Raw genomic sequence first — 19725 nt, forward strand, 5'->3', positions numbered from 1 at the left:
GCACATATTCCCATGGCGCAACTGGCCCCGGCTTTTGCCGGGATAGGCATCTCTATCGGCAACAACCGATCGCAACCGGCGATCCGCCGAAAAAAAGCCCGCCTTCCATACCGGAGGGCGGGCCTTTCGGCGTTCATTTGCGGTGTGTCAGCCCTTTTCGGGCGGCGCCACCGTGATGCGGACGCGTTCGCCCGAATTGCCGGGGAAGCCGGTGAACATCGCCTCGACCAGGTTCGGGACGATCGTCTGGAGGTTGTTGTCGCGCGACTGCGCTTCGGCATGACCTTCGAACAGGCGCGACCCATCGGCGGCGCGGTTGATCTGGAGATTGAGGCCGCTGGTGTAGACGGTGTAGCTGCTGACATCGTTATAGCCCCAGCTCGGCCCGAACCCGCCCCACAGGAAGGGATCGCGATAGCCATAGACATAGCGCCGCCCGCCGCGACCGGTGACGATCACCGGACGATAGAAGCCGCGGCCATAATAGCCGCCGTACCAAGGGTCGCCGAAGCCGGGCGAGGACACGACGCGTTCGCGACCCTTGTCGACGCCATAATCCATGCGCACGATCAGGTCGGCGCGTTCGCCGTTCGCGGCGGGGCGATAGCCGTAACGCGTCAGTTCGCCCGCGACCATATTCGCATATTGGCCGAACTCGATGCCGCCCTGCAGCGCGGGATTGCTCGCCTCGACGACAAAGCTCTGGCCCTGCGGCGCGGGCAGCTGCGACTGGAAGCGCGCGACATCGGCCTTGAACGGCGTCGCGCAGCCGGCGAGCGCGAGCGCCGCGCCCGTCATGGCGGTCAGGGCCAGTCGCCGGAAATTGGTCATGCTCATCGTCTTGGCTCCGTGATTCGGGTGCGCATTCGGTCGCGCGCTCATACCATAGACTATGCCGCTGCGACTTAACCTTGGTTGAACCCGTTTCGTCGCACGGCGGTTCCATGTCCCGATATGGGGACCGGCGACGCGGAAACAAGGATTTCCGCTTGCGGAACAGCGCTCAAGCGGCGTGGAACTCAGCGGCAGAGCCCCAGCGCCGCATAGGCGGCGTCGAGCGTCGGCTTCGCCAGCGCCGATGCGCGCGCTGCGCCCGCCTCCAGCGCCGCGTCGATCGCCGCCGGATCGGCCTTGAGCGCGGTCAGCCGCGTGGCGATCGGCCGCAGCGTCTCGACGAGCAGCTCGCCGAGCGCGGGTTTGAACGCGCCGAAGCCTTGTCCGGCAAAGCGCGCGAGCACCTGGTCGACGCTTTCGTCGGCCATCGCGGCATAGATCGACACGAGATTCTTCGCCTCGGGCCGCCCGTCGAGCCCCGCGGCCTCCGACGGCAGCGGCTCGGGGTCGGTCTTTGCCTTGCGAATCTTCGCCATGATCGTGTCGGCGTCGTCGACCAGGTTGATCCGGCTTGCATCGCTCGGGTCCGATTTCGACATTTTCGCCGACCCGTCGCGCAGGCTCATGATACGCGCTGCGGCGGCCGGGATCGTCGGTTCGGGCAGGGTGAAGGTCTCGGTCCCGGTGTCGAGGTTGAACTTGGTCGCGACGTCGCGCGCCAGCTCCAGATGCTGCTTCTGGTCGTCGCCGACGGGGACGTGCGTCGTCTGATAGAGCAGCACGTCGGCGGCCTGCAGGACCGGATAGGCATAGAGGCCGACGCTCGCGCCTTCGCGGTTCTTGCCCGACTTTTCCTTGAACTGCGTCATCCGGTTCAACCAGCCGATGCGTGCGGTGCAGAACAAGAGCCAGGCGAGTTCGGCATGCGCGGGCACGCGCGCCTGGTTGAACAATATTGCCTTGGCGGGGTCGATCCCTGCCGCCATCAGCGCGGCCGCCATCTCGCGCGTGTTTGCGGTCAGCTCGGCGGGATCGTTGTGGACGGTGATCGCGTGCAGGTCGGCGAGGAAATAGAGCTTCTCGCCCGGCATGTCGTCCTGCATGCGCACCCAGTTGCGGATCGCGCCCAGATAATTGCCGAGGTGCAAGTTTCCGGTGGGCTGGATGCCCGATAGCGTCCGCATGATATTTGTCCTGTTAAAGTGTGCGCCGGCGCAGCTGGCCGACGGTGTCGCGATTGACCACGCCGAACAGCATGGCGCAACCAAAGAATATGATCGCGCCCGTCGCGACGAGCGCCCCCAGCGCCGCGATCCGTTCGAACACCCCGCCGGTGAAGGCGTCGCCCGCCAGCGGGATCGCGAAATGGAGCGCCGCCGCCATCGCCGCCGCGGCAAGGGCGATGCGCGCGATCCGCCCTGCCACCTGACCGGAAAGGTGGAACAGCCCCTTGCGGTGCAGGATCGCGTACAGCATCGCCACATTGCACCAGGCGGCGATCGATCCCGCCAGCGCGAGCCCGACGATCCCCAGGCGTGGGATCAGCAACAGGTTGAGGCCGATGTTGATCGCGAGCGAAATCGCCGCGGTCCAGACCGGCGTCCGCGTGTCCTTGCGCGCGAAGAAATTGGGGACGAGCACCTTGACCAGCACATAGGCGGGCAGGCCGACGACGAGCCCGCCGACGACTGCGCCGGTCGCGAGCCCATCGGCGGCGCTATATTGTCCGCCGACATAGAAGGCGCTGGTGATCGCCGGCCCCGCGACGAACAGCGCGACCGCGGCGGGCACGGTGAGCAGCATCGCGAGCTCGACGGCATTGCTTTGCAGCCGGAAGGCGCCGTCGCGATCGTCCTGCGCGACGAAGCGCGACAGCGCGGGCAGGATCGCGGTGCCGAGCGCGATGCCGATGATCCCGAGCGGCAGTTGGTTGAGCCGGTCGGCCATCGCCAGATAGGTGATGCTCTTGTCGGGGAGCGAGGCGATGAAGAACAGGTCGATGAAGCGGCTGATCTGATAGACGCCGGCGCCGAACACCGCGGGCAGGATCAGCACCCCCATCTCGCGCACATCTGCGGTCAGGCGCGGACGGCGCAGCGCGGGCCGGAAACCCGATCGCCGGATCCAGTAATAAAGCCAGCCGAGCTGGAACAGCCCCGACAGCGACACCGAAATCGCAAGATAGAGCCCGGTCGCGGCCTTCGCCGCTTCGCTACCGTCGCCGGTGAACAGCCCGAGCAGCAGCGCGCCGATCAGGCAGATGTTGAGCAGGATCGGCGCGGCGGCGGCGGCGGCGAAGCGCGACAGGCTGTTGAGGATGGCCGCGAACAAGGTCGCGATGCTCATGAACGCCAGATAAGGAAAGGCGATGCGTGCCATCACGACGGCGAGGTCGAAGGTTTCGCCATCGGCCTGCAACGCGTCGCTCGCGAACAGGCGCATCACCCACGGCATGACGACCAGCAATAGCGCCGAAAAGACGATCAGGATCGGGATCAGCACCGCGAGCACCGCGTCGGCGAAGGCGCGCGCTTCGCCATGGTCGCCGTCCTTCGTCATCCGCTGGTTGAATAGCGGGATGAAGGCGGCGGCAAACGCGCCCTCGGCGAACAGGCGGCGGAAAATATTGGGCAACTGGAAGGCGAGCTGCCATGCATCGGCGACGCCGCCGGCCCCGAGAATGCGGCTGAGCAGCATGTCGCGCGCAAAGCCGAAAATGCGGCTGACCATGGTCAGGCCGCCGATCGTTCCGACGCTTTTGACGAGGCTGCTCAAGCCCTCGGCTCGCCCCCGTTACCGGGTTCAGGCCTGGCCGACCGGCGCGCCTTCGCCCGCCTGCTCGGCCTGCGCGGCCTGCACCTGCTGCATGAACAGGCCGTGGAAATCGATGGGTTCGAGCAACAGCGGGGCAAAACCGCCGTCCTGCACGGCGTCGGCGACGACGCGGCGGGCAAAGGGGAACAGGATGCGCGGCGCTTCGGCCAGGAAAAAGGGCTGCAACTGGTCTTCGGGGACGTTGCGGACGCCGAACAGGCCGGCATATTTCAGATCGATCACAAAGCTTGTGCCGCTGTCGGTTTTCGACGTCACGTCGATCTTCAGCGTCACTTCGAACAGGTTTTCGCCGACGCCTTCGGCCGCGATATTGAACTGCACGTCGACCTGCGGGGCGTCCTGCCATTGATAGACGGCGGGCGCGTTCGGATTTTCGAACGACAGATCCTTCACATATTGCGAAATCAGGCCGATCGCCGGGCTCGTGTCTTCGCCGTTCGGCTGCAAGGCGGGATTGTTGATGTCGGCGCTGGTCTCGTCGGCCATGGTGCAGATGCTTTCACTGGAAAGATGGAAACAATATCCGGGCCGCGGACCGTGCAAGGGTCGCGCCGGACGGTTGTCGCGGCGCTTAGCAGCGCCCGGCTGCCAGCACAATGGGGCGCAACTCCGCGATCCTAAGGGGCGCGTGACCGTTGACCTGCCGCGCCGCAGCGGCCATGGCTATTTGAAACTGGGCGGCGTATCGCCTATGTATCAGACAAGATGTTTCCGCCATCCGCATTGGACTGTTGCCCGTGACCGCTTTTTCGATCGTCCTGCTCGCCATGATTGCCGCTTTCCTCGGCATGCGGCTTTATTCGGTCCTCGGCAAGCGCACCGGGCACGAACAGGAACCCGTGCTGCCGCGCGAGCGTAGCGCCGCGTCGCCGGTCCGGCTCGACGATGGCGACACGCCGCCGTCGCCGCTCGCGCCCGCACCCGATGCGTCGGGGCTGGTCTATGAACCTTCTGCCGAGGCCGGGCTGCGCCAGCTGCTCGCGACCGACCGGAATTTCGATGCCGGGCGGTTCATGGAAGGAGCCGAGGCGGCCTACCGCATGATTTCGGAAGCCTATTGGAAGGGCGACCGCGACACGCTGCGCGACCTTTGCGACGACGATAGCTACGAAGCCTTTGTCGCGGCGATCGAGGCGCGCGCAGCGCGCGGCGAAACGCTCGACAATCGCCTGATCGGGATCGATTCGGCGAAGATCACCTCGGTCGATATCGACCGGAACGAAGCGCGCATCACGGTGCGGTACCGGGCCGACATCAGCGCGATCACCCGCGATGCCGACGGCAAGCTGATCGCGGGGTCGATGAGCGATGCTGCGCAGACCGACGACTTCTGGACCTTCCGTCGCCAGATCGGCAGCAGCGATCCCAACTGGCTGCTCGACGAAATCGAAGCCGCCTGACCCGATGCCGACCGACATGACGCCCGGGGCGTGGCGCCGGGCGCGCAGCTTCGGATTTGCCCTCTGCGCCGCGCTGCCGCTGTTGTCGGCTTGCGCGTCGGTCATTCCCGATACGGGTGGTCCTCGCCCCGGCGCCACCGCGCCGGCGCCGACCCCGTCGCCACGACCCACCGGCGCACCGCGCCCCTATCAGCCGCGCCCCTCCGAGGGCCCCGGCGCCGCGGCGAAGCCGATCCCGGCAACCCCGCGCGCGCCGCTTCCCGCAGCCGCCGTCCCCGCCGGTGCGACGACCGCGGCGACCAGCGGCGTGATCGCGGGCCCCGAATTCGCCGCGCTCGGCGTCACCGCCGAACAGGCGTCCGCCGCGCTCAAGGCCTTCCGGCTCAGCTGCCCTTCGGTCCAGCGCCGCACCGATGCCAGCGGCCTAACGCAGGGCGCCGACTGGGCCGAAAGCTGCAACGCTGCGAAAGGCTGGAAGGACAGCGATGCCGCGGCCTTCTTCACCCGCTATTTCGGAACGGTTCAGGTCGGTGCGGGCACCGCCTTCGTCACTGGCTATTATGAACCCGAAATCGCCGCCTCGCGGACGAAGCGGCCGGGTTACGACGTTCCCATCTATCGCCGTCCCGCCGATCTGGTCGAAGTCGACCTCGGCCAGTTCGCCGACGACCTCAAGGGACGCAAGATCCGCGGCCGCGCCGATGGCCCCAATTTCGTGCGCTATTACGACCGCGCCGCGATCGAGGGCGGGGCGCTCGACGGGCGCGGGCTCGAACTCGCTTACGCCGCCGACGCCGCCGAATTTTTCTTCCTGCAGGTGCAGGGGTCGGGGCGGCTGCGCCTCCCCGATGGCGCCGTCATGCGCATCGGCTACGACAGCCAGAACGGTCGCGATTATGTCGGCATCGGCAAGCTGCTGCTCGATCGCGGCGAACTGTCGCGCGGTCAGGCTTCGATGCAGGGAATCCTCGACTATCTGCGCGCCGACCCCGTACGCGGCGCCGCGGTGATGAACGAAAATCCCAGCTGGGTATTTTTCCGCGAGATCACGGGACCCGGCCCGCTCGGCGCTCTGGGTGTTCCGGTAACCGGCCGCGCGAGCGTCGCCGCCGATCCCAAATATGTGCCGCTCGGCGCGCCGATATTCCTGTCGCTCGACCGCGCCGAACCGAACGGCCTGTGGATCGCGCAGGACACCGGCGGCGCGATCAAGGGTGCCAACCGTTTCGACAGCTTCTGGGGCGCGGGCGACGAGGCGCGCGCGATCGCCGGCGGCATGTCGGCGCGCGGTTCGGCGCTGCTGCTGCTCCCCCGCGCCAGCATTGCGCGGCTGATCCCGGCCGGCTGATTGCGCGATGCCGCGCCGCCTCGACCCCGATGAAAGCGCGCTGTGGAAAAAGGTCGCGGCGACGGTCAAGCCGCTGGTGAAAACCCCGCGAGCGCCCGTCTCGCCGCCGACGATCAAGCCGCCTAAGCCAACCCCGCGCAGCACCGCTGCCCCTGCCGCCGCGCCGCGCGCCGTGCCGACGAAGTTGCCGCCGCTGCGCCGGACGCACCAGGCGGCGACGCTCGACGGTCATTGGGACCGCCGCCTGCGCAAGGGGCTCGTGCGCCCCGACATGAGCATCGACCTTCACGGCCACACGCTCGCTTCGGCGCAGGCGCTGCTCGACGATGCGATCGGCCGCGCGCTGCTGCGCGGCGCGCGCGTGCTACTTGTCGTCGCGGGGCGTCTGCGCCCTGGGGCTGACCGCTTGCCGGTGATGCACGGCGATCCGCGGCCGCGCGGCGCGATCCGCGCCTCCCTCCCCGACTGGCTTGCCTATTCGCCCCATGCCGACCAGATCGTCGCGCTGCGCCCCGCGCATATCAGCCACGGCGGCGCGGGCGCAGTCTATGTGATCCTGCGCCGCGGGCGCGACGACTAGAGAAAAGCGCGCATCAAAATGCCGCGATAGATGGCGGCGAGCGTGTGCAAGTCCTCGACCGCCACCGCCTCGTCGAGCTTGTGCATCGTCGCGTTGGTCAGGCCGAACTCGACCACGGGGCATAAAGCGTGGAGGAAGCGCGCGTCCGATGTCCCGCCGGTCGTCGACATTTCGGGCGTCAGGTCGGTTTCGGCATGGATCGCTTCGGCGACCAGTTCGGACAGCGCGCCCGGCGGGGTCAGGAAGGCCTCGCCCGAAACCTTGCCCAGCACCTTCGCCGCCGGTTCGACTTCATGCGCGATCCGTTCGACCATCGCGACGAGGTCGGCGCCGCGGTGTCGGTCGTTGAAGCGGATCGACAGCCGCGCGCGCGCCGATGCGGGGATGACGTTGGTTGCGCCATTGCCGACCTCGATATCGGTGAATTCAATGTTCGACGGCTGGAACCAGTCGGTGCCGGCGTCGAGGCTGACCGAATCGATTTCCGACAATATCTTCACCAGCTTGGGGATCGGGTTGTCGGCGAGGTGGGGGTAGGCGACATGCCCCTGCGTCCCCGGCACGTCGATCCAGATATTGACCGACCCGCGCCGCCCGATCTTCACCATGTCGCCGAGCCGGTTCACCGACGTCGGCTCGCCGACGACGATCATGTCGGGCTTCACCCCGCGCGCGTCCATATGCTCCATCAGCGCGCGAGTGCCGAAAATCGCGGGACCTTCTTCGTCGCCGGTGATGATCAGGCTGATCGTGCCCGCATCGGCGGGCGTCGCGGCGGCGGCGGAAACGAAGGCCGCGATCGATCCCTTCATGTCGACCGCGCCGCGGCCGTAGAGCAGCTCGCCGCGAATCTCTGGCGCAAAGGCATCGCCCGTCCAGCCCACCCCCGGCGGCACGACGTCGAGATGCCCGGCAAAGCCGAAATGCTTGGGCCCCTTCCCGGCGCGCACCGCGAGCAGATTCTCGACCGGCCCGTCGGGCTCGATCCCGTCGATGAAGCGCTCGACGGTGAAGCCCAGCGGTACCAGCGCGGCCTCGATCGCGTCGAACACGGCGCCCGTCGCGGGAGTGACGCTCGGTGCGGCGATCAGCGCCTTTGCAAGCTCTACGGGATCGATATTCATGGCACCCCTTTATCCGTTCGCATCGAGCGAAGTCGAGACACCATTCGTCCTTGCATGACGGCGAGGGGCATCTCGACTTCGCTCCATGCGAACGGCAAATTGAAGGAAGGAGGACTGCCATGCCCAAGCTCGATCTCGACACGATTCCGCAAACCAACGCCACCGGCTACCCCGCCCCCTATGACGCGCCCGTCAAAGGCCGCTGGTATCGCCGCCTCGCGCCGCCGACGGGGCTCAGCGATTTTGCCGCGAGCCATGTCGTGCTCAAACCCGGCGCCTGGTCGTCGCAGCGCCACTGGCACGACGGCGAGGACGAGATGCTGGTGATGATCTCGGGCGAGGCGGTGCTGGTCGAGGATGACGGGCGTCACCCGATGCGCGCGGGCGACATCGCGGCGTGGCCCAAGGGCAGCACCAACGGCCATCACCTGATCAACGAATCGGATGCCGACTGCGTCTTCGTCGCGCTGGGCGGCGGCAAGCAGCGTGACACCGGCGGCGGCTATTCGGACATCGACATGATCTTCACGCCCGACGGCTATTTCCACAAGGACGGCACGCCCTATCCGACCAGCCGGATTCCCTAAGGGCCGACCCTAGCGTATCTCGAAACTCAGCAAGGTAAAGCGGGCCGGGCGCGTCGCGAAGACACCGTGCCCGCGCCCGCCCGCCGATCCGAATACCAGCCCGATCCGGCCGATATCGTCGAGCGCTGCCGCCAGCGCCGCGCGATTGGTCGAGGCGCGGTCGGCCATCACCGAGCTCCAGTCGGGGTCATCGAGCCGGACGATCATTTCGGCCTCGCCCGGTGCGAGCGCATTCATCGTCGCGACCGGCGCATACCAGCGATAATATTGATACGCACCCTTCGCGGTCCAGCTATCGCCGCGGCGCTGCATATAGAGCGCAACGGTCGCGGTCCGGTCCGGATATTGCTGCGGCACGAAGCGGGTGCCGGGCGCCGCGTCGATGCGGTAACGCACGACGAGCCGCGACTTGCCGTGCAGCGATCCCGGATCGAATGTCACATAATGGACGTGCCCGGCCGCAGCATCGGGCGCCGGGAAATCGAACGCCCAGCCACCGCCGCGTGTCGGATAGGGCGCGGCGGGCATCCCTTGCGAATAATTTTTGCCGCGGATGACCGGGCCGATTTCCCAGCTTTGGGCGCCCGGCATCGCCGCGCTCCCGGCCGCGGGAAGTGCGAGGGCGAGGATGGCGAGCGAGGCGATCGGGCGTTTCGTCATCGCCCCCGAATAGCAGCCAGGCCGCGACTTGTCCTGAACGCCCGGTTCATCGGCGCGCCAGCTTCGCTTCAGCCTTCGACCGGCCCTTCGAACTGCTCGATCACCCAATCCTCGGCCTGCGCGCCGCCGATCCATTCCTGCATGCACGGATGGCTGATCACCGCCTGCGCATAGGCGGCGGCAAAGCGCGGCAGCGGGATCGAATAGGTGACGAAGCGCGTCACGACCGGCGCGAACATGATGTCGGCCGCCGACCAGTCGCCGAACAGGAAATCGCCCTCGCCGCCGAAACGCGCGCGCGCCTCTGCCCAAATCTGGAAGATACGCACGACATCGGCCTGCACTTCGGGCAACAGTTCGGCCGCCGGATAGATGCGCCGGATATTCATGCTGTGATTGCGGCGCAGCGCGGCAAAGCTCGAGTGCATTTCGGCCGCCATCGACCGCGCCATCGCGCGCGCCGCCATATCCTCGGGCCAGAAATGTTTGGTGCCGCCGGTCTTTTCGTTGAGATAATCGACGATCGCGAGGCTGTCCCACACGACGATATCGTCGCCGTCCCACAATATCGGCACCTTGCCGCCGGACGGCGCGAACTCGTCGCCCTCGCGCCGCTGGCTCCATTCCTCGTCATAGAGCGGGACGGTGACTTCCTCGAACGGCAGACCGCTATGCTTGGCGGCGAGCCAGCCGCGCAGGCTCCAGCTCGAATAGGCCTTGTTGCCGATGAAGAGTTTCATGGGGGCTCCAGATTCCCCTCCCGCTTGCGGGAGGGGTTAGGGGAGGGCCTGTTCCGGCACCGAATTCCCTATGACATGCCCTCCCCCGACCCCTCCCGCAAGCGGGAGGGGAGAAGAAAGCGAAAAAACTAACTCTCGACTGCCTCCAGCACCGCGCTGCGCAGCTCGGCGATCCCCATGCCCTTCTCGCTGCTTGTCGCGATGACCTCGGGGTGCGCGGCGGGATGCTTGCGCGCCTCGGCCTCGGTCGCGGCGTGGACTTCGGCGAGCGCGCTCGCCTTGATCTTGTCGGCCTTGGTCAGCACGAGCCGGTAACTCACCGCCGCGACATCGAGCATCTCGAGCACCTCGCGGTCGACGTCCTTGATCCCGTGGCGGCTGTCGATCAGCACCAATGTGCGTTTCAGCACCTGCCGCCCGCGGAGGTAATCATTGACGAGGAAGCGCCATTTTTTGACGACATCCTTCGGCGCCTTGGCGAAACCGTAACCGGGCATGTCGACCAGCCGGAAGATCAGCGGATTCTCGCCGACGTCGAAATAGTTGAGCTCCTGCGTCCGCCCCGGCGTCACCGACGTGCGCGCCAACCCGTTGCGGTTGGTCAGCGCATTGAGCAACGACGATTTGCCGACGTTCGAGCGCCCCGCGAATGCGATTTCGGGCACGCTCGGGCTCGGCAGGTGCTGAAGCGCGGGCGCCGATTTCAGAAAGGCGATCGGACCCGCAAACAGCTTGCGCGCCCGTTCAGCCCTGTCCTCGGCGCCCGGATCGATCTCGCTCACTTCGCCGGCGCCGTCCGCAGCGCCGGGAACTTGCGGTACATCCACTGCTGCTGCCCGATCGAGAGGATATTGTTGGTGATCCAGTAAAGCAACAGGCCCGCCGCGAACGGCGCCATGATGAACATGAACAGCCAGGGCATGATCTTGAACACCTGCTGCTGCACGGGGTCGGTCGCCTGCGGATTGAGCCGGAACTGGAGCCACATGGTGATGCCGAGGATCACCGCGAGCACGCCGATCGCCAGGATCGAGGGCGGGGTGAAGGGCAACAGGCCGAACAGGTTCAGGATGTGCAGCGGGTCGGGCGCCGACAGATCCTTGATCCACAGGATGAAGGGCTGGTGCCGCATTTCGATCGTCAGCATCAGCACCTTGTAGAGGGCGTAGAAGATCGGGATCTGGATCAGGATCGGCAGGCAGCCCGCGAGCGGATTGATCTTCTCGTCCTTGTAGAGCTTCATCAGCTCTTGCTGCATCTTGGGTTTGTCGTCCTTGTAGCGCTCCTGCAGCGCCTTCATCTTCGGCTGGACGAGGCGCATCTGCGCCATCGACGAGAATTGGCGGTTGGCGATCGGGAACATCAGCAGGCGAATGATCAGCGTCAGCGCCATGATCGCGACGCCGAAATTGCCGACCTGCTTGAACAGCCAGTCGAGCAACTTGAAGATCGGTTTCTCGAAGAACTCAAACCAGCCCCAGTCGATCGCGTTCGACAGGCGCGTGATGCCCTGGTCATCCTCGTAGCGCTGGAGCGTGTAGACTTCCTTGGCGCCAGCAAAGATGCGGCTGGTGGTCGTCACCTGCTTGCCGGGTGCGACCTGCGTAAAGTCGCGCGCGAACAAAGTCTGGTAATTGTTCGCGGCGGGCGAGCTGATCGCGGCGGTGATGCGCTCGCCCTTGGCGGGGACGATCGCCGCGAGCCAATATTTGTCGCTGAAACCGAGCCATGCGCCCGAACTGTAACGCACACTACGGTTCGGCGCTTCCTCAACATCTTCATAGTCCTCGTCGAACACCGACTTACCATCGAGGTATCCCGTCGGGCCGACGTGTATCGTGACGCTGTCCTGCTCGTGCGGATCGGTCGGCTTGCCGAGCCGGTCGATCAGCGCAAAGCTGCTCGCGCTCACCGCTGCGGCGGACGTGTTGGCGATCGTTTGCTTCGCGGTGATCAGGTAATCGGCGTCGATGCTGTACTCGATGCGGAAAGTCTGCCCGGTCGCGTTCGACCAGCTCAGCGTCACCGGGGTCGCCGGGGTCAGCTTGGTTCCGTTCGCGGTCCACACCGTGTTGGCGTTCGGCACCGCGATGCCCTGCGCCGACCAGCCGAGGCTCGCGAAATAGGCGGCCTGTGTCCCGCCCGGCGCGAACAGGCGCACCGCGGGCGAATCCTTCTTGATCGTCTGGCGATATTTGCTGAGCGTGATGTCGTCGACGCGCGCGCCGACGAGGTTGATCGACCCCTTGATCGCGGGGGTCTCGATCGGAATGCGCTGCCCTTCGGCAAGCACCGCGTCGACCGGACGAATCGCCTGCGGCGCGGCGGCTGCGGGGGCGCCCGGTGCCGGCAGCGCGCTCGGCTGGCCCTGCGTCGCCGGCGTCGTGGCGGGCGCGGCGCCGTTGGCACCTGCCACGGTCTTGGTCACGTCTGGCTGGTCGGGCGTGGGAAAGAATTTCTCGGAGACGAAATTCCAGCCGATCAAAATGGCCACCGACAGCAAAATTGCCGCGATCATGTTCCGCTTGTCGTCCACGCTTTTCGGTCTCTCTTCGTGTCAAAAATGTCGGGATGGGCCGTCTAGGCTGTGTCGTCATTTCGCTTGTGGTGAGCCGAAAATGGTGGATTCTCGGGACCCGGAGCGCAGCGTACGATCAGTACGTGAGCACCGGAAGCCCGGGAATCCGCCATTTGCAGGCCGCCATGGGCGGAATGGCGATACAGCCTAAGGGACGGGGTCGTAGCCGTGGCCTCCCCAAGGATGGCAGCGCAATAGCCGCTTTGTCGCCAGCCAGCCACCCTTGATCGCACCATATTTCCGGAGCGCGGTGATCGCATAGGCGCTGCACGACGGCGCATAGCGGCAGGTGGGGGGAAGAATGCGCGACGGGCCAAGCTGCCAGCCGCGCGCGATCAGGATGAGCAGCTTGGCGATCATGCAGAAAGCCCCGAAAACTGCCGAACTTCACGCGCAATCGATATTTTTTTTTCTTCGTCATTCCGGACTTGATCCGGGATCCATTCACGCAAGGTTCGAATGGTAGACCCTGGATCAAGTCCGGTGTGACGGTGAGGGAGATCGGGGTTGGTCACGACGCCTTCGCCGCGAGCTTCTTCGCCGCGCGCTTCAGCGCCGAATCGAGATGCTCGCCCAATTCGGCAAATGTCATGTCGTTGGCGCCGGGGCGACCGATCAGCACATGGTCGGCGCCGGCGATTCCCGCCCCCGGCAGCGCGGCGCGCGCGAGTTCGCGAAATCGCCGCTTCATCCGGTTGCGCGTCACCGCGTTTCCGACCTTCTTGCTGACCGTATAGCCAATGCCCAGCGCATCCTCTTCGTCGCCGCGATGACGGACGAGCAGGACAAAGCCGGGCATGGGAAAGCGGAGGCCGCGGTTAGCAGCCAGAAATTCGCTACGTTTTGAAAGCGTTCGCACCAGACGCGCTGGCGGCGAAGCGTTGGCGATCAGGCCGACAGCTTCGCGCGGCCACGGGCGCGGCGGGCGGCCAGAACCTTGCGGCCGCCGACGGTTGCCTTGCGGGCGCGGAAGCCGTGACGGCGCTTGCGCACGAGGCGGCTCGGTTGATAAGTGCGCTTCATCGCGGTTTTCCCTAGATCTCGTCAAATGCTGCAACAGAAAAGGGCCGCCAAGCGTGGGCGGCCACTGTTGGAGGCGCGGATAAGCAAGAGTCGGTAGAAAGTCAATCGCCATCTAGCTTGTCCAGCGCCGCGCGCGCCCGGCGCCGCGCGGCGCTGACGCGGCGCATCACGCGGTCGGCCCAGTCGCCATAGCGCGGATGCCGCCATTTGAAGCGGACATAGACGCGCTTCGCCCACGCGCTGTTTTGGAGGCACAGCATCAGCCCCAGCGGAAAGACGATCAGGAAACCCGGGCCGGGCAGCGGCCCGATCGCAACGCCGATCATCATCAGCAAGATGCCAAGCACGAACAGCGCCGTGCGCATGTGCGCATTCGACCGCAATCGCTGATAGAGGCTGCGTTTCGCCATGAGGGCGATGTGGGGCAGCGGGCGGCGTGTTACAAGGCTAAAGCAGCTTGAAGCACGGCCGATGAGATGGCGAACGCCGACGTTGCCGGGCAAGCTGCCGCTTTCCACCATCGTCATCCCCGCCTTGGCGGGAATGACGATCTCATATGTGGCAATGCCGGTCGACCAGTCGGATCATCTCACGCCGGTGCACGCAAACTCCGCAAGCCGCTTACGGTCAGCGCCTAGCAGTTGCCTTTAACTCCGTCGGCACAGTCTCCAACGGACTCGACGTCCTTTCCGGCCCCTTCGACGGTGTTGCAGGCCGACATCAGCAGCATCGAGCTGCCAATTGCGAAAATTGTCAGAAGCTTTTTCATCGTGTTTCTCCGACGGCGAGGGCGAACCACCCTCCATTGGGCCGGAACGGCTGTGCGCAGCGATTGTTCCGCTGCGCCGGCGTCACGCTGGCTGAAGCGTTCGAAATGATCGTCAGGCTGGGAAAAGGTACGGCGAAGCTGTTCAGTCGAGTGCGACGAAGCGCGCCATATCGTCGCGGGTCAGGTAACGGACGTCGTCGAACGGCGTCGCGTTGGTCAGCGTGTAAAAGGCGCGTGCCTTCGCAGCGTCCATCCCCATTTCGCGGTAATAGCCCAGATATTCAGCGTGGACCGGGTCGCTCGCGGGATAGTCGTTCGCTTCGCGGCCATATTCGTCGGCCCAGCTATGCACACCGAACTCGGCGTCGGGCGCGGCGCGGCGCGTGGTGCCTGCCAGCCACAGCTCGACCGCGCCCGATCGGATCGATCCGCCCGCGGGCACGACCGTCTCCATCCCCTGCCGGCGGATCGCGCGCGCAAGGATCAGATTGGCTTCCTCGTCGAGGCTGCCGGGGCAATCGACCATTTCGAGCCGTTTGAGGCCCGGATAGGCGGCGAGCATCGCCGCGAACTGGCGCGGGGTCGCCGCAGTGACGTCGCCCGCCATGCGGACGGTCGCGCCGTCGATCACTGCGAAAGGACCGAAGCGCGCTTTCGCGTGGCCGAGCGTCGCGAGCGCGGAGGAGGGCGCATAGCGGCGCGCCGCCGCGAAATCGGCCTCTTCGGCGAGCGCCTCGCCGTCGAGCAGCGCGATATCCTCGTCGATATAGCCGGCGTCGTCACCATCGCTGTCGTCGGTATAAGTCCATGTCACCGTCGTCGTGGTGATCGTCACGACCTGCTGCGCGTGCGCCGGCGCGAACGCCAGCACCGCCGCCAGCGCGGCGACGATCAGCGTGCGGACAAGGGCGGCCGGCGAAACCATGAACCCGCTTTCGCGCGGGCGCGATGATCAACCGGCAAACAGGCAATGTCAGCGGCCCGTTAACCCCGTTTTGGGACGCCCGCTTTCAATCGCGATCAGGGGCGCCGAGCGGGAAGTAGGCGCGGTACGGCCGCGCCTCGTCGACGCAGCGCGATATGCTCGGATGCGCCAGAAGGCGCGCTCGGTAGGCGCGCAGTTTCTCGTATTCTTCGGGGATCGGGTGCACCCAGTCGGCATAGAAGAGCGATGGGGCCGCGGCGCAATCGGCGAGGCTGAAGCCATGGGGCGTCGCCCAGCCGCCGCTTGCCAGTTCGCCGTCGAGCCAGCCATAAATGGTATCGAGCGCCGCCTTCGACTGGTCGACGATGATCGGGACATGATTGTCGGGGCCGCGGATCGCGTCGGCGACGACCGCCTGCATCCGGCCCATCACATGATTGTCGAAAATGCGGTCGAACAGCCGCACCTTCAGCGCCGCTTCGAAATCCTGCGGGATCATTTGCGGCTCGGGCGCCAGATGGTCGAGATATTCGATGATGATCGACGATTCGAACCAGGGCGTCCCGTCGTGGACGAGCAGCGGGAATTGCCCGACCGGCCAATGCGCCCTCAGCTCGGGCATATGGTCGGGGAAGGCGGGATCGACCGAGCGATAGTCGAATTCGATCCCCTTTTCGTACAGCGCGATCAGCACCTTCCACGTGTAGGAGGAAAAGGGGTGGCCATAGAAAATCAGCGTCATTTGCGATCCTTGCGCGTCAGCCAGGCGAGCGGCCAGCCGACGAAGAAAATATGCGGGACGAGCGCAATCGCGCCCTTGACGAGGTCGGTTGGCGGGAAGGGCGATCCGAAGCGCAGCGGCAGCACTACGCCGTTCATGACGATATAGAGCAGCAACCCGTAGAGCGTGCCCGTCAGCCACCACGGCCATTCGGTCAGCGCGCTCCAGCGCCGCACGGCGAAGAACCACGCCGCGACCATCGCGCCCATGATCGCATAATGCGTCGCGAGCCCCGCGATCGCGCCGCCGAGGCCCCAATCGGCGGCGCCGTCGCCAAACGGCCCCGTGGCAACGCCGCGCAGCATGCCGCCGACGCTGCCGCCCGCGAGCACGCTCCACACCAGTGCATAGACGATGTCGAGCGTGCCGCAGAGCAGCCAGGCAAGGAGGAGGGGGCTACGCCGCGCCAACGGCTTCGCCGCGCACCGCCGCCTCGATCGCCGCGATATCGATCTTCTTCATCGTCATCATCGCGTCGAACGCGCGCTTCGCGACCTCGGGGTCGCCGCCCATCGTCGCGTCGGTCAGCACGCGCGGCGTGATCTGCCAGTTGAGGCCCCATTTGTCCTTGCACCAGCCGCACGCGCTTTCCCGCCCGCCATTGCCGACGATCGCGTTCCAGTAACGGTCGGTTTCCTCCTGCGTGTCGGTGTGGACCTGAAAGGAGAAGGCTTCGCTTTGCGGAAAGACGGGTCCGCCGTTGAGCCCGACGCACGGGATGCCAAGCACGGTGAAATCGACCGTCAGCGCGTCGCCCTTCTTGCCGCCGGGGAAATCGCCGGGCGCCTTGTGGACCGCGCCCACGCTGCTGTTCGGAAAGGTCGCGGCATAGAAATTCGCCGCTTCCTCGGCATCCTTGTCGTACCAGAGGCACAGGCTGACCGGCTGGCTTGTCGGTTGGTTCGTCATCGTCACTCTCCTGAATTTTTCGGGGGGATTATGCCTTGCGCGGGCCGACGAAGCCGATCGGCGCGCCCTGCGGGTCGATCGCGTTCATCGCATATTCGCCGCCGGGGATTTCCATCGGTTCGTTGGTGATCGTGCCGCCGTTCGCGGCGACGGCATCGCGCGCGCGGTCGATGTCGTCGACGCCGATGTAGAAATTCCACACCGGCGCGGGATAGCCGGTCATCAACGGCATCACCGCGCCGATCATCAGCTCGCCGCGCTGGATGAAGCGGTAGGAGCCAAGTTCGCCCATCGGCATCGCGCCTTCCTGTCCCCAGCCGAAATGCTTTTTATAAAAGGCGACCGCGGCGTCGGGATCGCTCGTCGCCAGCTCGTTCCAGCGGACATGCTCCGCCTCGGTCACCGAAAACACGTCGCTCTCGCCGCCGCCTTCGGGGGGGATCGGGTCCATGATATAGAAATGGGCACCCTGCGGGTCGCTGACCATCGCGATGCGTCCGACGGGCAGGTCGGTCGCGGGCATATGCACCGCGCCGCCGTCGGCCTTGATCGCGTCGATCGCCTTGTCGACGTCGGCGACATGCAGATAGCCGAGCCAGCCCGGCCGCGACCCACCCGCGAGCATGTCGGCATTCAGCGCGAGCACGCCGCCCGCATTGCCGCCGTCGGCGCGCCCGATCATGCGATAGTCGACATCGCCCGCCGCGGGATCGCGCTCTGCCGCGATCGTCCAGCCGACCACCGCGCCGTAAAAGCGCGCCGCGCCCCAGGGGTCGGATGTCATCAGTTCGTACCAGATGAAGTTCGAAGCCTTGCTCATCGTCTCTCTCCTCGATGTCGGGTCAATAGGTCAGGCGGGGAACGGCTTTCCTATGGCCGGTACAGCCGCAGCGGTTTCGTATTTTCGCGCGCGAGCGTCCCGCGCGCCTCGAGGTCGAGCTGGACGCCCTTCAGCCACCAGCCCGCCTTCGCGCCGCCGGGGAACAGCGCATCGGGCAGCAGCGGCAGCACGCCGTCCTTGACCTCGGCGACGGTCAGCCCGGGCTGGCCCTGCGGCACCGCCGCGAGCAACGCCTCTTTCATGGCGTCATATTTCGCCTTGTCGACATTCAGCGCGAAGCCGGGGCTCGTTATGCTGCGCATCTCGACGCGTTCGACGGTTTTGGCGATAATCTTGCTCATTGCGCAAATCCCTTCGTCGCTTCGACCGGCGGGGCTCGAAAGCCCATCGCCGCCCACGCCGTCAGCAGCCGCCACAGGAACTTGCCCGACGGCGTCCGGTAATTGGGGATGTCGTCGGGCAGGTCGACGCCCGCGGGCCGGTCATCGACGATCGTCCGCATCTCGGCCGCTGGCCGCTCTTCGGCGGCGATGCGGTTCGAATAGACGCTGAGCCAGTGCCCCTTGGTGAATTCGAGCGCGATCGGCGTGTTGCAGCATCGCGCAACGAAGCGCCGCGTCGGCGACTCTGGCTTTAGCCGGTGCTCGGCGAGTTGGTCTGATCCGGACAGCCATATGAGCCGGTCCTTGCGCATCAGCACATAGGGGGTGCCGCCATCGGCGCCGACGACGGCGGGTGCGCCGGGTACCGCCTCGAAACCCCGGCCTGCCTGCTGGCAGCTATGGCAATAACAGGTCGCAGCGACGATCGGCTTGCCCGTGAGTTGGAGCGTCACCGCGCCGCATTGGCATGATGCGGTGTGTGTTGCGGTCCTTTTTTGTGCTTCGGCCATCGGCTCTCTCCTCACATCCTCCCCCTGCGGCGGAGCCGTGGGGAGGGGGACCATCCGAAGGATGGGGGAGGGGCCGTGACGCTGCACGACCGCCCCTCCGTCAGCGCTTCGAGCTGCCACCCCTATGCCTCTGGCACAGGGAGAAGCGAAGGTTTAGGCTTCGACGATCGGCGCGAAGCCGCCATAGATCATGCGCGCGCCATCGAACGGATTGGTTTCCGGGTCGTGCTTCATCCGCTCGTCGGTCATCATCTTTTCCCAGCCGGCGGCCCGCGTTTCCTTGTCGGGCCATTCCACCCAGCTGTAGACGACGCTCTCGCCATCCTTCTTGTGCGCGGCGCGGGCATAGTCGGTGACCTTGCCGTCGGGGACATCGTCGGCCCACGCCTCGACGACGCGCGTTGCGCCATAGTCGCGGAACACCGCGGACGCCTTCTCCGCCATTGCGCGATAGGCGTCCTTGTTGCCGTCGGGGACGGGCACGATATATCCGTCGACATAACCCATCTTGCCGTCGGCGGCATCGTCGACGATCGAATCGAATCCGCCGATGATCATGCGCTTGCCGTCGAACGGCATTTCGCCGCCCATCGTCGCCATGCGCGGGTCGCTCATCATCTTTTCGTTCGCGGCGTCGCGCGTCGCGCGGTCGGGATATTCGAACCAACTGAACACGACGGTCTCGTCGGGTTTGGCCTGCACCGCGCCCTTGAAATCATTGACCTTGCCGTCGGGGACGTCGTCGCCCCAGCATTCGACCATCCGGCTCACGCCGAACTCCTTGAACAGCGGCGCCGCGTCGGCGGCGTGCTTGCGATAGGCTTCCTTGTTGGCGGTCGGCACCGCGACAACAAATCCTTCTACATAGGTCATCTTGTCTCTCCTTGGGGGGTGGGAGG

The 19725-nt window shown here is 65.9% G+C and carries 26 protein-coding genes and 1 pseudogene; 4 read left to right on the plus strand and 23 right to left on the minus strand.

Translation table 11 applies throughout. The features are described 5' to 3' along the window. Window positions 1–147: 147 nt before the first annotated feature. From ATE71_RS19080 to secB, 4 genes are all read right to left on the minus strand, one after another. Window positions 148–831, minus strand: coding sequence for a DUF4136 domain-containing protein (locus tag ATE71_RS19080; RefSeq protein ID WP_058804980.1), 684 nt, complete (start codon window positions 829–831; stop codon window positions 148–150). Between the two features lie 188 nt (window positions 832–1019). Next, window positions 1020–2018: a tryptophan--tRNA ligase gene (gene trpS, locus ATE71_RS19085; RefSeq protein WP_058804958.1), complete on the minus strand. Its 999-nt coding sequence runs from the start codon at window positions 2016–2018 to the stop codon at window positions 1020–1022. A gap of 13 nt (window positions 2019–2031) precedes the next feature. Further along, the gene (gene murJ / locus ATE71_RS19090; protein ID WP_082665313.1) at window positions 2032–3609 is read right to left on the minus strand and encodes a murein biosynthesis integral membrane protein MurJ; all 1578 of its coding nucleotides are present in this window, start codon (window positions 3607–3609) and stop codon (window positions 2032–2034) included. A 27-nt stretch (window positions 3610–3636) separates the two neighbouring features. Next, window positions 3637–4155, minus strand: a complete 519-nt coding sequence (secB, locus tag ATE71_RS19095) for a protein-export chaperone SecB (protein WP_058804959.1) — start codon at window positions 4153–4155, stop codon at window positions 3637–3639. A gap of 251 nt (window positions 4156–4406) precedes the next feature. Between secB and ATE71_RS19100 the strand changes: the two genes are divergently transcribed. From ATE71_RS19100 to ATE71_RS19110, 3 genes are read left to right on the plus strand one after another with little or no spacing between them, the layout of a single operon-like run. Further along, window positions 4407–5069 (plus strand): Tim44/TimA family putative adaptor protein, encoded by a 663-nt coding sequence (locus ATE71_RS19100; protein WP_152998851.1) that lies wholly within the window; start codon window positions 4407–4409, stop codon window positions 5067–5069. Window positions 5070–5073: 4 nt separating this feature from the next. Continuing rightward, window positions 5074–6417, plus strand: a complete 1344-nt coding sequence (locus tag ATE71_RS19105) for a murein transglycosylase A (protein WP_235588079.1) — start codon at window positions 5074–5076, stop codon at window positions 6415–6417. Between the two features lie 7 nt (window positions 6418–6424). After that, complete coding sequence (locus tag ATE71_RS19110; protein WP_058804961.1) at window positions 6425–6997, plus strand: Smr/MutS family protein; 573 nt, start codon at window positions 6425–6427, stop codon at window positions 6995–6997. On the opposite strand, the gene dapE is transcribed toward ATE71_RS19110, so the two are convergent. Further along, complete coding sequence (gene dapE, locus ATE71_RS19115; protein ID WP_058804962.1) at window positions 6994–8121, minus strand: succinyl-diaminopimelate desuccinylase; 1128 nt, start codon at window positions 8119–8121, stop codon at window positions 6994–6996. The genes ATE71_RS19110 and dapE overlap by 4 nt on opposite strands. Before the next feature lie 119 nt (window positions 8122–8240). Between dapE and ATE71_RS19120 the strand changes: the two genes are divergently transcribed. Beyond that, the gene (locus ATE71_RS19120) at window positions 8241–8708 is read left to right on the plus strand and encodes a cupin domain-containing protein (protein WP_058804963.1); all 468 of its coding nucleotides are present in this window, start codon (window positions 8241–8243) and stop codon (window positions 8706–8708) included. A gap of 9 nt (window positions 8709–8717) precedes the next feature. Here the strand turns inward: ATE71_RS19120 and ATE71_RS19125 are convergent, their stop codons facing one another. The 18 genes and pseudogenes from ATE71_RS19125 to ATE71_RS22970 all read right to left on the minus strand — a co-directional run. Then, window positions 8718–9368, minus strand: coding sequence for a hypothetical protein (locus ATE71_RS19125; protein ID WP_058804964.1), 651 nt, complete (start codon window positions 9366–9368; stop codon window positions 8718–8720). 68 nt (window positions 9369–9436) lie between these two features. Continuing rightward, on the minus strand, window positions 9437–10108 hold the full coding sequence (locus ATE71_RS19130; protein ID WP_058804965.1) for a glutathione S-transferase family protein: 672 nt from the start codon (window positions 10106–10108) through the stop codon (window positions 9437–9439). A 128-nt stretch (window positions 10109–10236) separates the two neighbouring features. After that, window positions 10237–10890, minus strand: coding sequence for a ribosome biogenesis GTP-binding protein YihA/YsxC (yihA, locus tag ATE71_RS19135; protein WP_058804983.1), 654 nt, complete (start codon window positions 10888–10890; stop codon window positions 10237–10239). Beyond that, window positions 10887–12644 (minus strand): membrane protein insertase YidC, encoded by a 1758-nt coding sequence (gene yidC, locus ATE71_RS19140; RefSeq protein WP_058804966.1) that lies wholly within the window; start codon window positions 12642–12644, stop codon window positions 10887–10889. Before yidC ends, yihA begins: the two co-directional genes overlap by 4 nt. Window positions 12645–12833: 189 nt before the next feature. Continuing rightward, window positions 12834–13046, minus strand: coding sequence for a membrane protein insertion efficiency factor YidD (gene yidD, locus ATE71_RS19145; protein WP_058804967.1), 213 nt, complete (start codon window positions 13044–13046; stop codon window positions 12834–12836). A 151-nt stretch (window positions 13047–13197) separates the two neighbouring features. Further along, window positions 13198–13485 carry a ribonuclease P protein component gene (rnpA, locus tag ATE71_RS19150; RefSeq protein ID WP_058804968.1) on the minus strand — a complete coding sequence of 96 codons (288 nt, stop codon included), beginning with the start codon at window positions 13483–13485 and terminating at the stop codon, window positions 13198–13200. An 89-nt stretch (window positions 13486–13574) separates the two neighbouring features. Continuing rightward, a complete protein-coding gene (gene rpmH, locus ATE71_RS19155) occupies window positions 13575–13709 on the minus strand; it encodes a 50S ribosomal protein L34 (RefSeq protein WP_037554958.1) in 135 nt (44 codons plus the stop codon). 101 nt (window positions 13710–13810) lie between these two features. Beyond that, a complete protein-coding gene (locus ATE71_RS19160; protein ID WP_235588080.1) occupies window positions 13811–14119 on the minus strand; it encodes a PGPGW domain-containing protein in 309 nt (102 codons plus the stop codon). A gap of 224 nt (window positions 14120–14343) precedes the next feature. Continuing rightward, window positions 14344–14478, minus strand: a complete 135-nt coding sequence (locus tag ATE71_RS22305; protein WP_152998852.1) for an entericidin A/B family lipoprotein — start codon at window positions 14476–14478, stop codon at window positions 14344–14346. Between the two features lie 142 nt (window positions 14479–14620). After that, window positions 14621–15403 carry a hypothetical protein gene (locus tag ATE71_RS19165; protein WP_058804969.1) on the minus strand — a complete coding sequence of 261 codons (783 nt, stop codon included), beginning with the start codon at window positions 15401–15403 and terminating at the stop codon, window positions 14621–14623. Between the two features lie 85 nt (window positions 15404–15488). Continuing rightward, window positions 15489–16145: a glutathione S-transferase family protein gene (locus ATE71_RS19170; protein WP_058804970.1), complete on the minus strand. Its 657-nt coding sequence runs from the start codon at window positions 16143–16145 to the stop codon at window positions 15489–15491. Next, complete coding sequence (locus ATE71_RS19175; protein WP_058804971.1) at window positions 16142–16594, minus strand: hypothetical protein; 453 nt, start codon at window positions 16592–16594, stop codon at window positions 16142–16144. Before ATE71_RS19175 ends, ATE71_RS19170 begins: the two co-directional genes overlap by 4 nt. Next, the gene (locus ATE71_RS19180; protein WP_058804972.1) at window positions 16581–17093 is read right to left on the minus strand and encodes a VOC family protein; all 513 of its coding nucleotides are present in this window, start codon (window positions 17091–17093) and stop codon (window positions 16581–16583) included. The genes ATE71_RS19175 and ATE71_RS19180 overlap by 14 nt, the downstream gene beginning before the upstream one ends. Window positions 17094–17121: 28 nt before the next feature. Continuing rightward, complete coding sequence (locus tag ATE71_RS19185) at window positions 17122–17913, minus strand: VOC family protein (RefSeq protein WP_058804973.1); 792 nt, start codon at window positions 17911–17913, stop codon at window positions 17122–17124. Between the two features lie 50 nt (window positions 17914–17963). Beyond that, the gene (locus ATE71_RS19190; RefSeq protein ID WP_058804974.1) at window positions 17964–18275 is read right to left on the minus strand and encodes a DUF6958 family protein; all 312 of its coding nucleotides are present in this window, start codon (window positions 18273–18275) and stop codon (window positions 17964–17966) included. Continuing rightward, window positions 18272–18826, minus strand: a complete 555-nt coding sequence (locus ATE71_RS19195; protein WP_058804975.1) for a GFA family protein — start codon at window positions 18824–18826, stop codon at window positions 18272–18274. Before ATE71_RS19195 ends, ATE71_RS19190 begins: the two co-directional genes overlap by 4 nt. Before the next feature lie 153 nt (window positions 18827–18979). Then, a complete protein-coding gene (locus tag ATE71_RS22965) occupies window positions 18980–19333 on the minus strand; it encodes a DUF1428 domain-containing protein (RefSeq protein ID WP_235588081.1) in 354 nt (117 codons plus the stop codon). 69 nt (window positions 19334–19402) lie between these two features. Beyond that, window positions 19403–19699: pseudogene (locus ATE71_RS22970) on the minus strand (DUF1428 domain-containing protein); the annotation flags it as partial. Window positions 19700–19725: the final 26 nt, after the last annotated feature.

The sequence above is a fragment of the Sphingopyxis sp. H115 genome (assembly GCF_001468465.1).
Taxonomy (GTDB): domain Bacteria; phylum Pseudomonadota; class Alphaproteobacteria; order Sphingomonadales; family Sphingomonadaceae; genus Sphingopyxis.

What these genes read in the sequence shown, in the direction of transcription:
- ATE71_RS19080 (WP_058804980.1), bottom strand. Translation starts at nt 831, where the DNA reads ATGACCAATTTCCGGCGACTGGCCCTGACCGCCATGACGGGCGCGGCG.
- trpS (WP_058804958.1), bottom strand. Translation starts at nt 2,018, where the DNA reads ATGCGGACGCTATCGGGCATCCAGCCCACCGGAAACTTGCACCTCGGC.
- secB (WP_058804959.1), bottom strand. Translation starts at nt 4,155, where the DNA reads ATGGCCGACGAGACCAGCGCCGACATCAACAATCCCGCCTTGCAGCCG.
- ATE71_RS19105 (WP_235588079.1), top strand. Translation starts at nt 5,074, where the DNA reads ATGCCGACCGACATGACGCCCGGGGCGTGGCGCCGGGCGCGCAGCTTC.
- ATE71_RS19110 (WP_058804961.1), top strand. Translation starts at nt 6,425, where the DNA reads ATGCCGCGCCGCCTCGACCCCGATGAAAGCGCGCTGTGGAAAAAGGTC.
- dapE (WP_058804962.1), bottom strand. Translation starts at nt 8,121, where the DNA reads ATGAATATCGATCCCGTAGAGCTTGCAAAGGCGCTGATCGCCGCACCG.
- ATE71_RS19120 (WP_058804963.1), top strand. Translation starts at nt 8,241, where the DNA reads ATGCCCAAGCTCGATCTCGACACGATTCCGCAAACCAACGCCACCGGC.
- ATE71_RS19125 (WP_058804964.1), bottom strand. Translation starts at nt 9,368, where the DNA reads ATGACGAAACGCCCGATCGCCTCGCTCGCCATCCTCGCCCTCGCACTT.
- ATE71_RS19130 (WP_058804965.1), bottom strand. Translation starts at nt 10,108, where the DNA reads ATGAAACTCTTCATCGGCAACAAGGCCTATTCGAGCTGGAGCCTGCGC.
- yidD (WP_058804967.1), bottom strand. Translation starts at nt 13,046, where the DNA reads ATGATCGCCAAGCTGCTCATCCTGATCGCGCGCGGCTGGCAGCTTGGC.
- rnpA (WP_058804968.1), bottom strand. Translation starts at nt 13,485, where the DNA reads ATGCCCGGCTTTGTCCTGCTCGTCCGTCATCGCGGCGACGAAGAGGAT.
- rpmH (WP_037554958.1), bottom strand. Translation starts at nt 13,709, where the DNA reads ATGAAGCGCACTTATCAACCGAGCCGCCTCGTGCGCAAGCGCCGTCAC.
- ATE71_RS19160 (WP_235588080.1), bottom strand. Translation starts at nt 14,119, where the DNA reads ATGGCGAAACGCAGCCTCTATCAGCGATTGCGGTCGAATGCGCACATG.
- ATE71_RS22305 (WP_152998852.1), bottom strand. Translation starts at nt 14,478, where the DNA reads ATGAAAAAGCTTCTGACAATTTTCGCAATTGGCAGCTCGATGCTGCTG.
- ATE71_RS19165 (WP_058804969.1), bottom strand. Translation starts at nt 15,403, where the DNA reads ATGGTTTCGCCGGCCGCCCTTGTCCGCACGCTGATCGTCGCCGCGCTG.
- ATE71_RS19170 (WP_058804970.1), bottom strand. Translation starts at nt 16,145, where the DNA reads ATGACGCTGATTTTCTATGGCCACCCCTTTTCCTCCTACACGTGGAAG.
- ATE71_RS19180 (WP_058804972.1), bottom strand. Translation starts at nt 17,093, where the DNA reads ATGACGAACCAACCGACAAGCCAGCCGGTCAGCCTGTGCCTCTGGTAC.
- ATE71_RS19185 (WP_058804973.1), bottom strand. Translation starts at nt 17,913, where the DNA reads ATGAGCAAGGCTTCGAACTTCATCTGGTACGAACTGATGACATCCGAC.
- ATE71_RS19190 (WP_058804974.1), bottom strand. Translation starts at nt 18,275, where the DNA reads ATGAGCAAGATTATCGCCAAAACCGTCGAACGCGTCGAGATGCGCAGC.
- ATE71_RS19195 (WP_058804975.1), bottom strand. Translation starts at nt 18,826, where the DNA reads ATGGCCGAAGCACAAAAAAGGACCGCAACACACACCGCATCATGCCAA.
- ATE71_RS22965 (WP_235588081.1), bottom strand. Translation starts at nt 19,333, where the DNA reads ATGGGTTATGTCGACGGATATATCGTGCCCGTCCCCGACGGCAACAAG.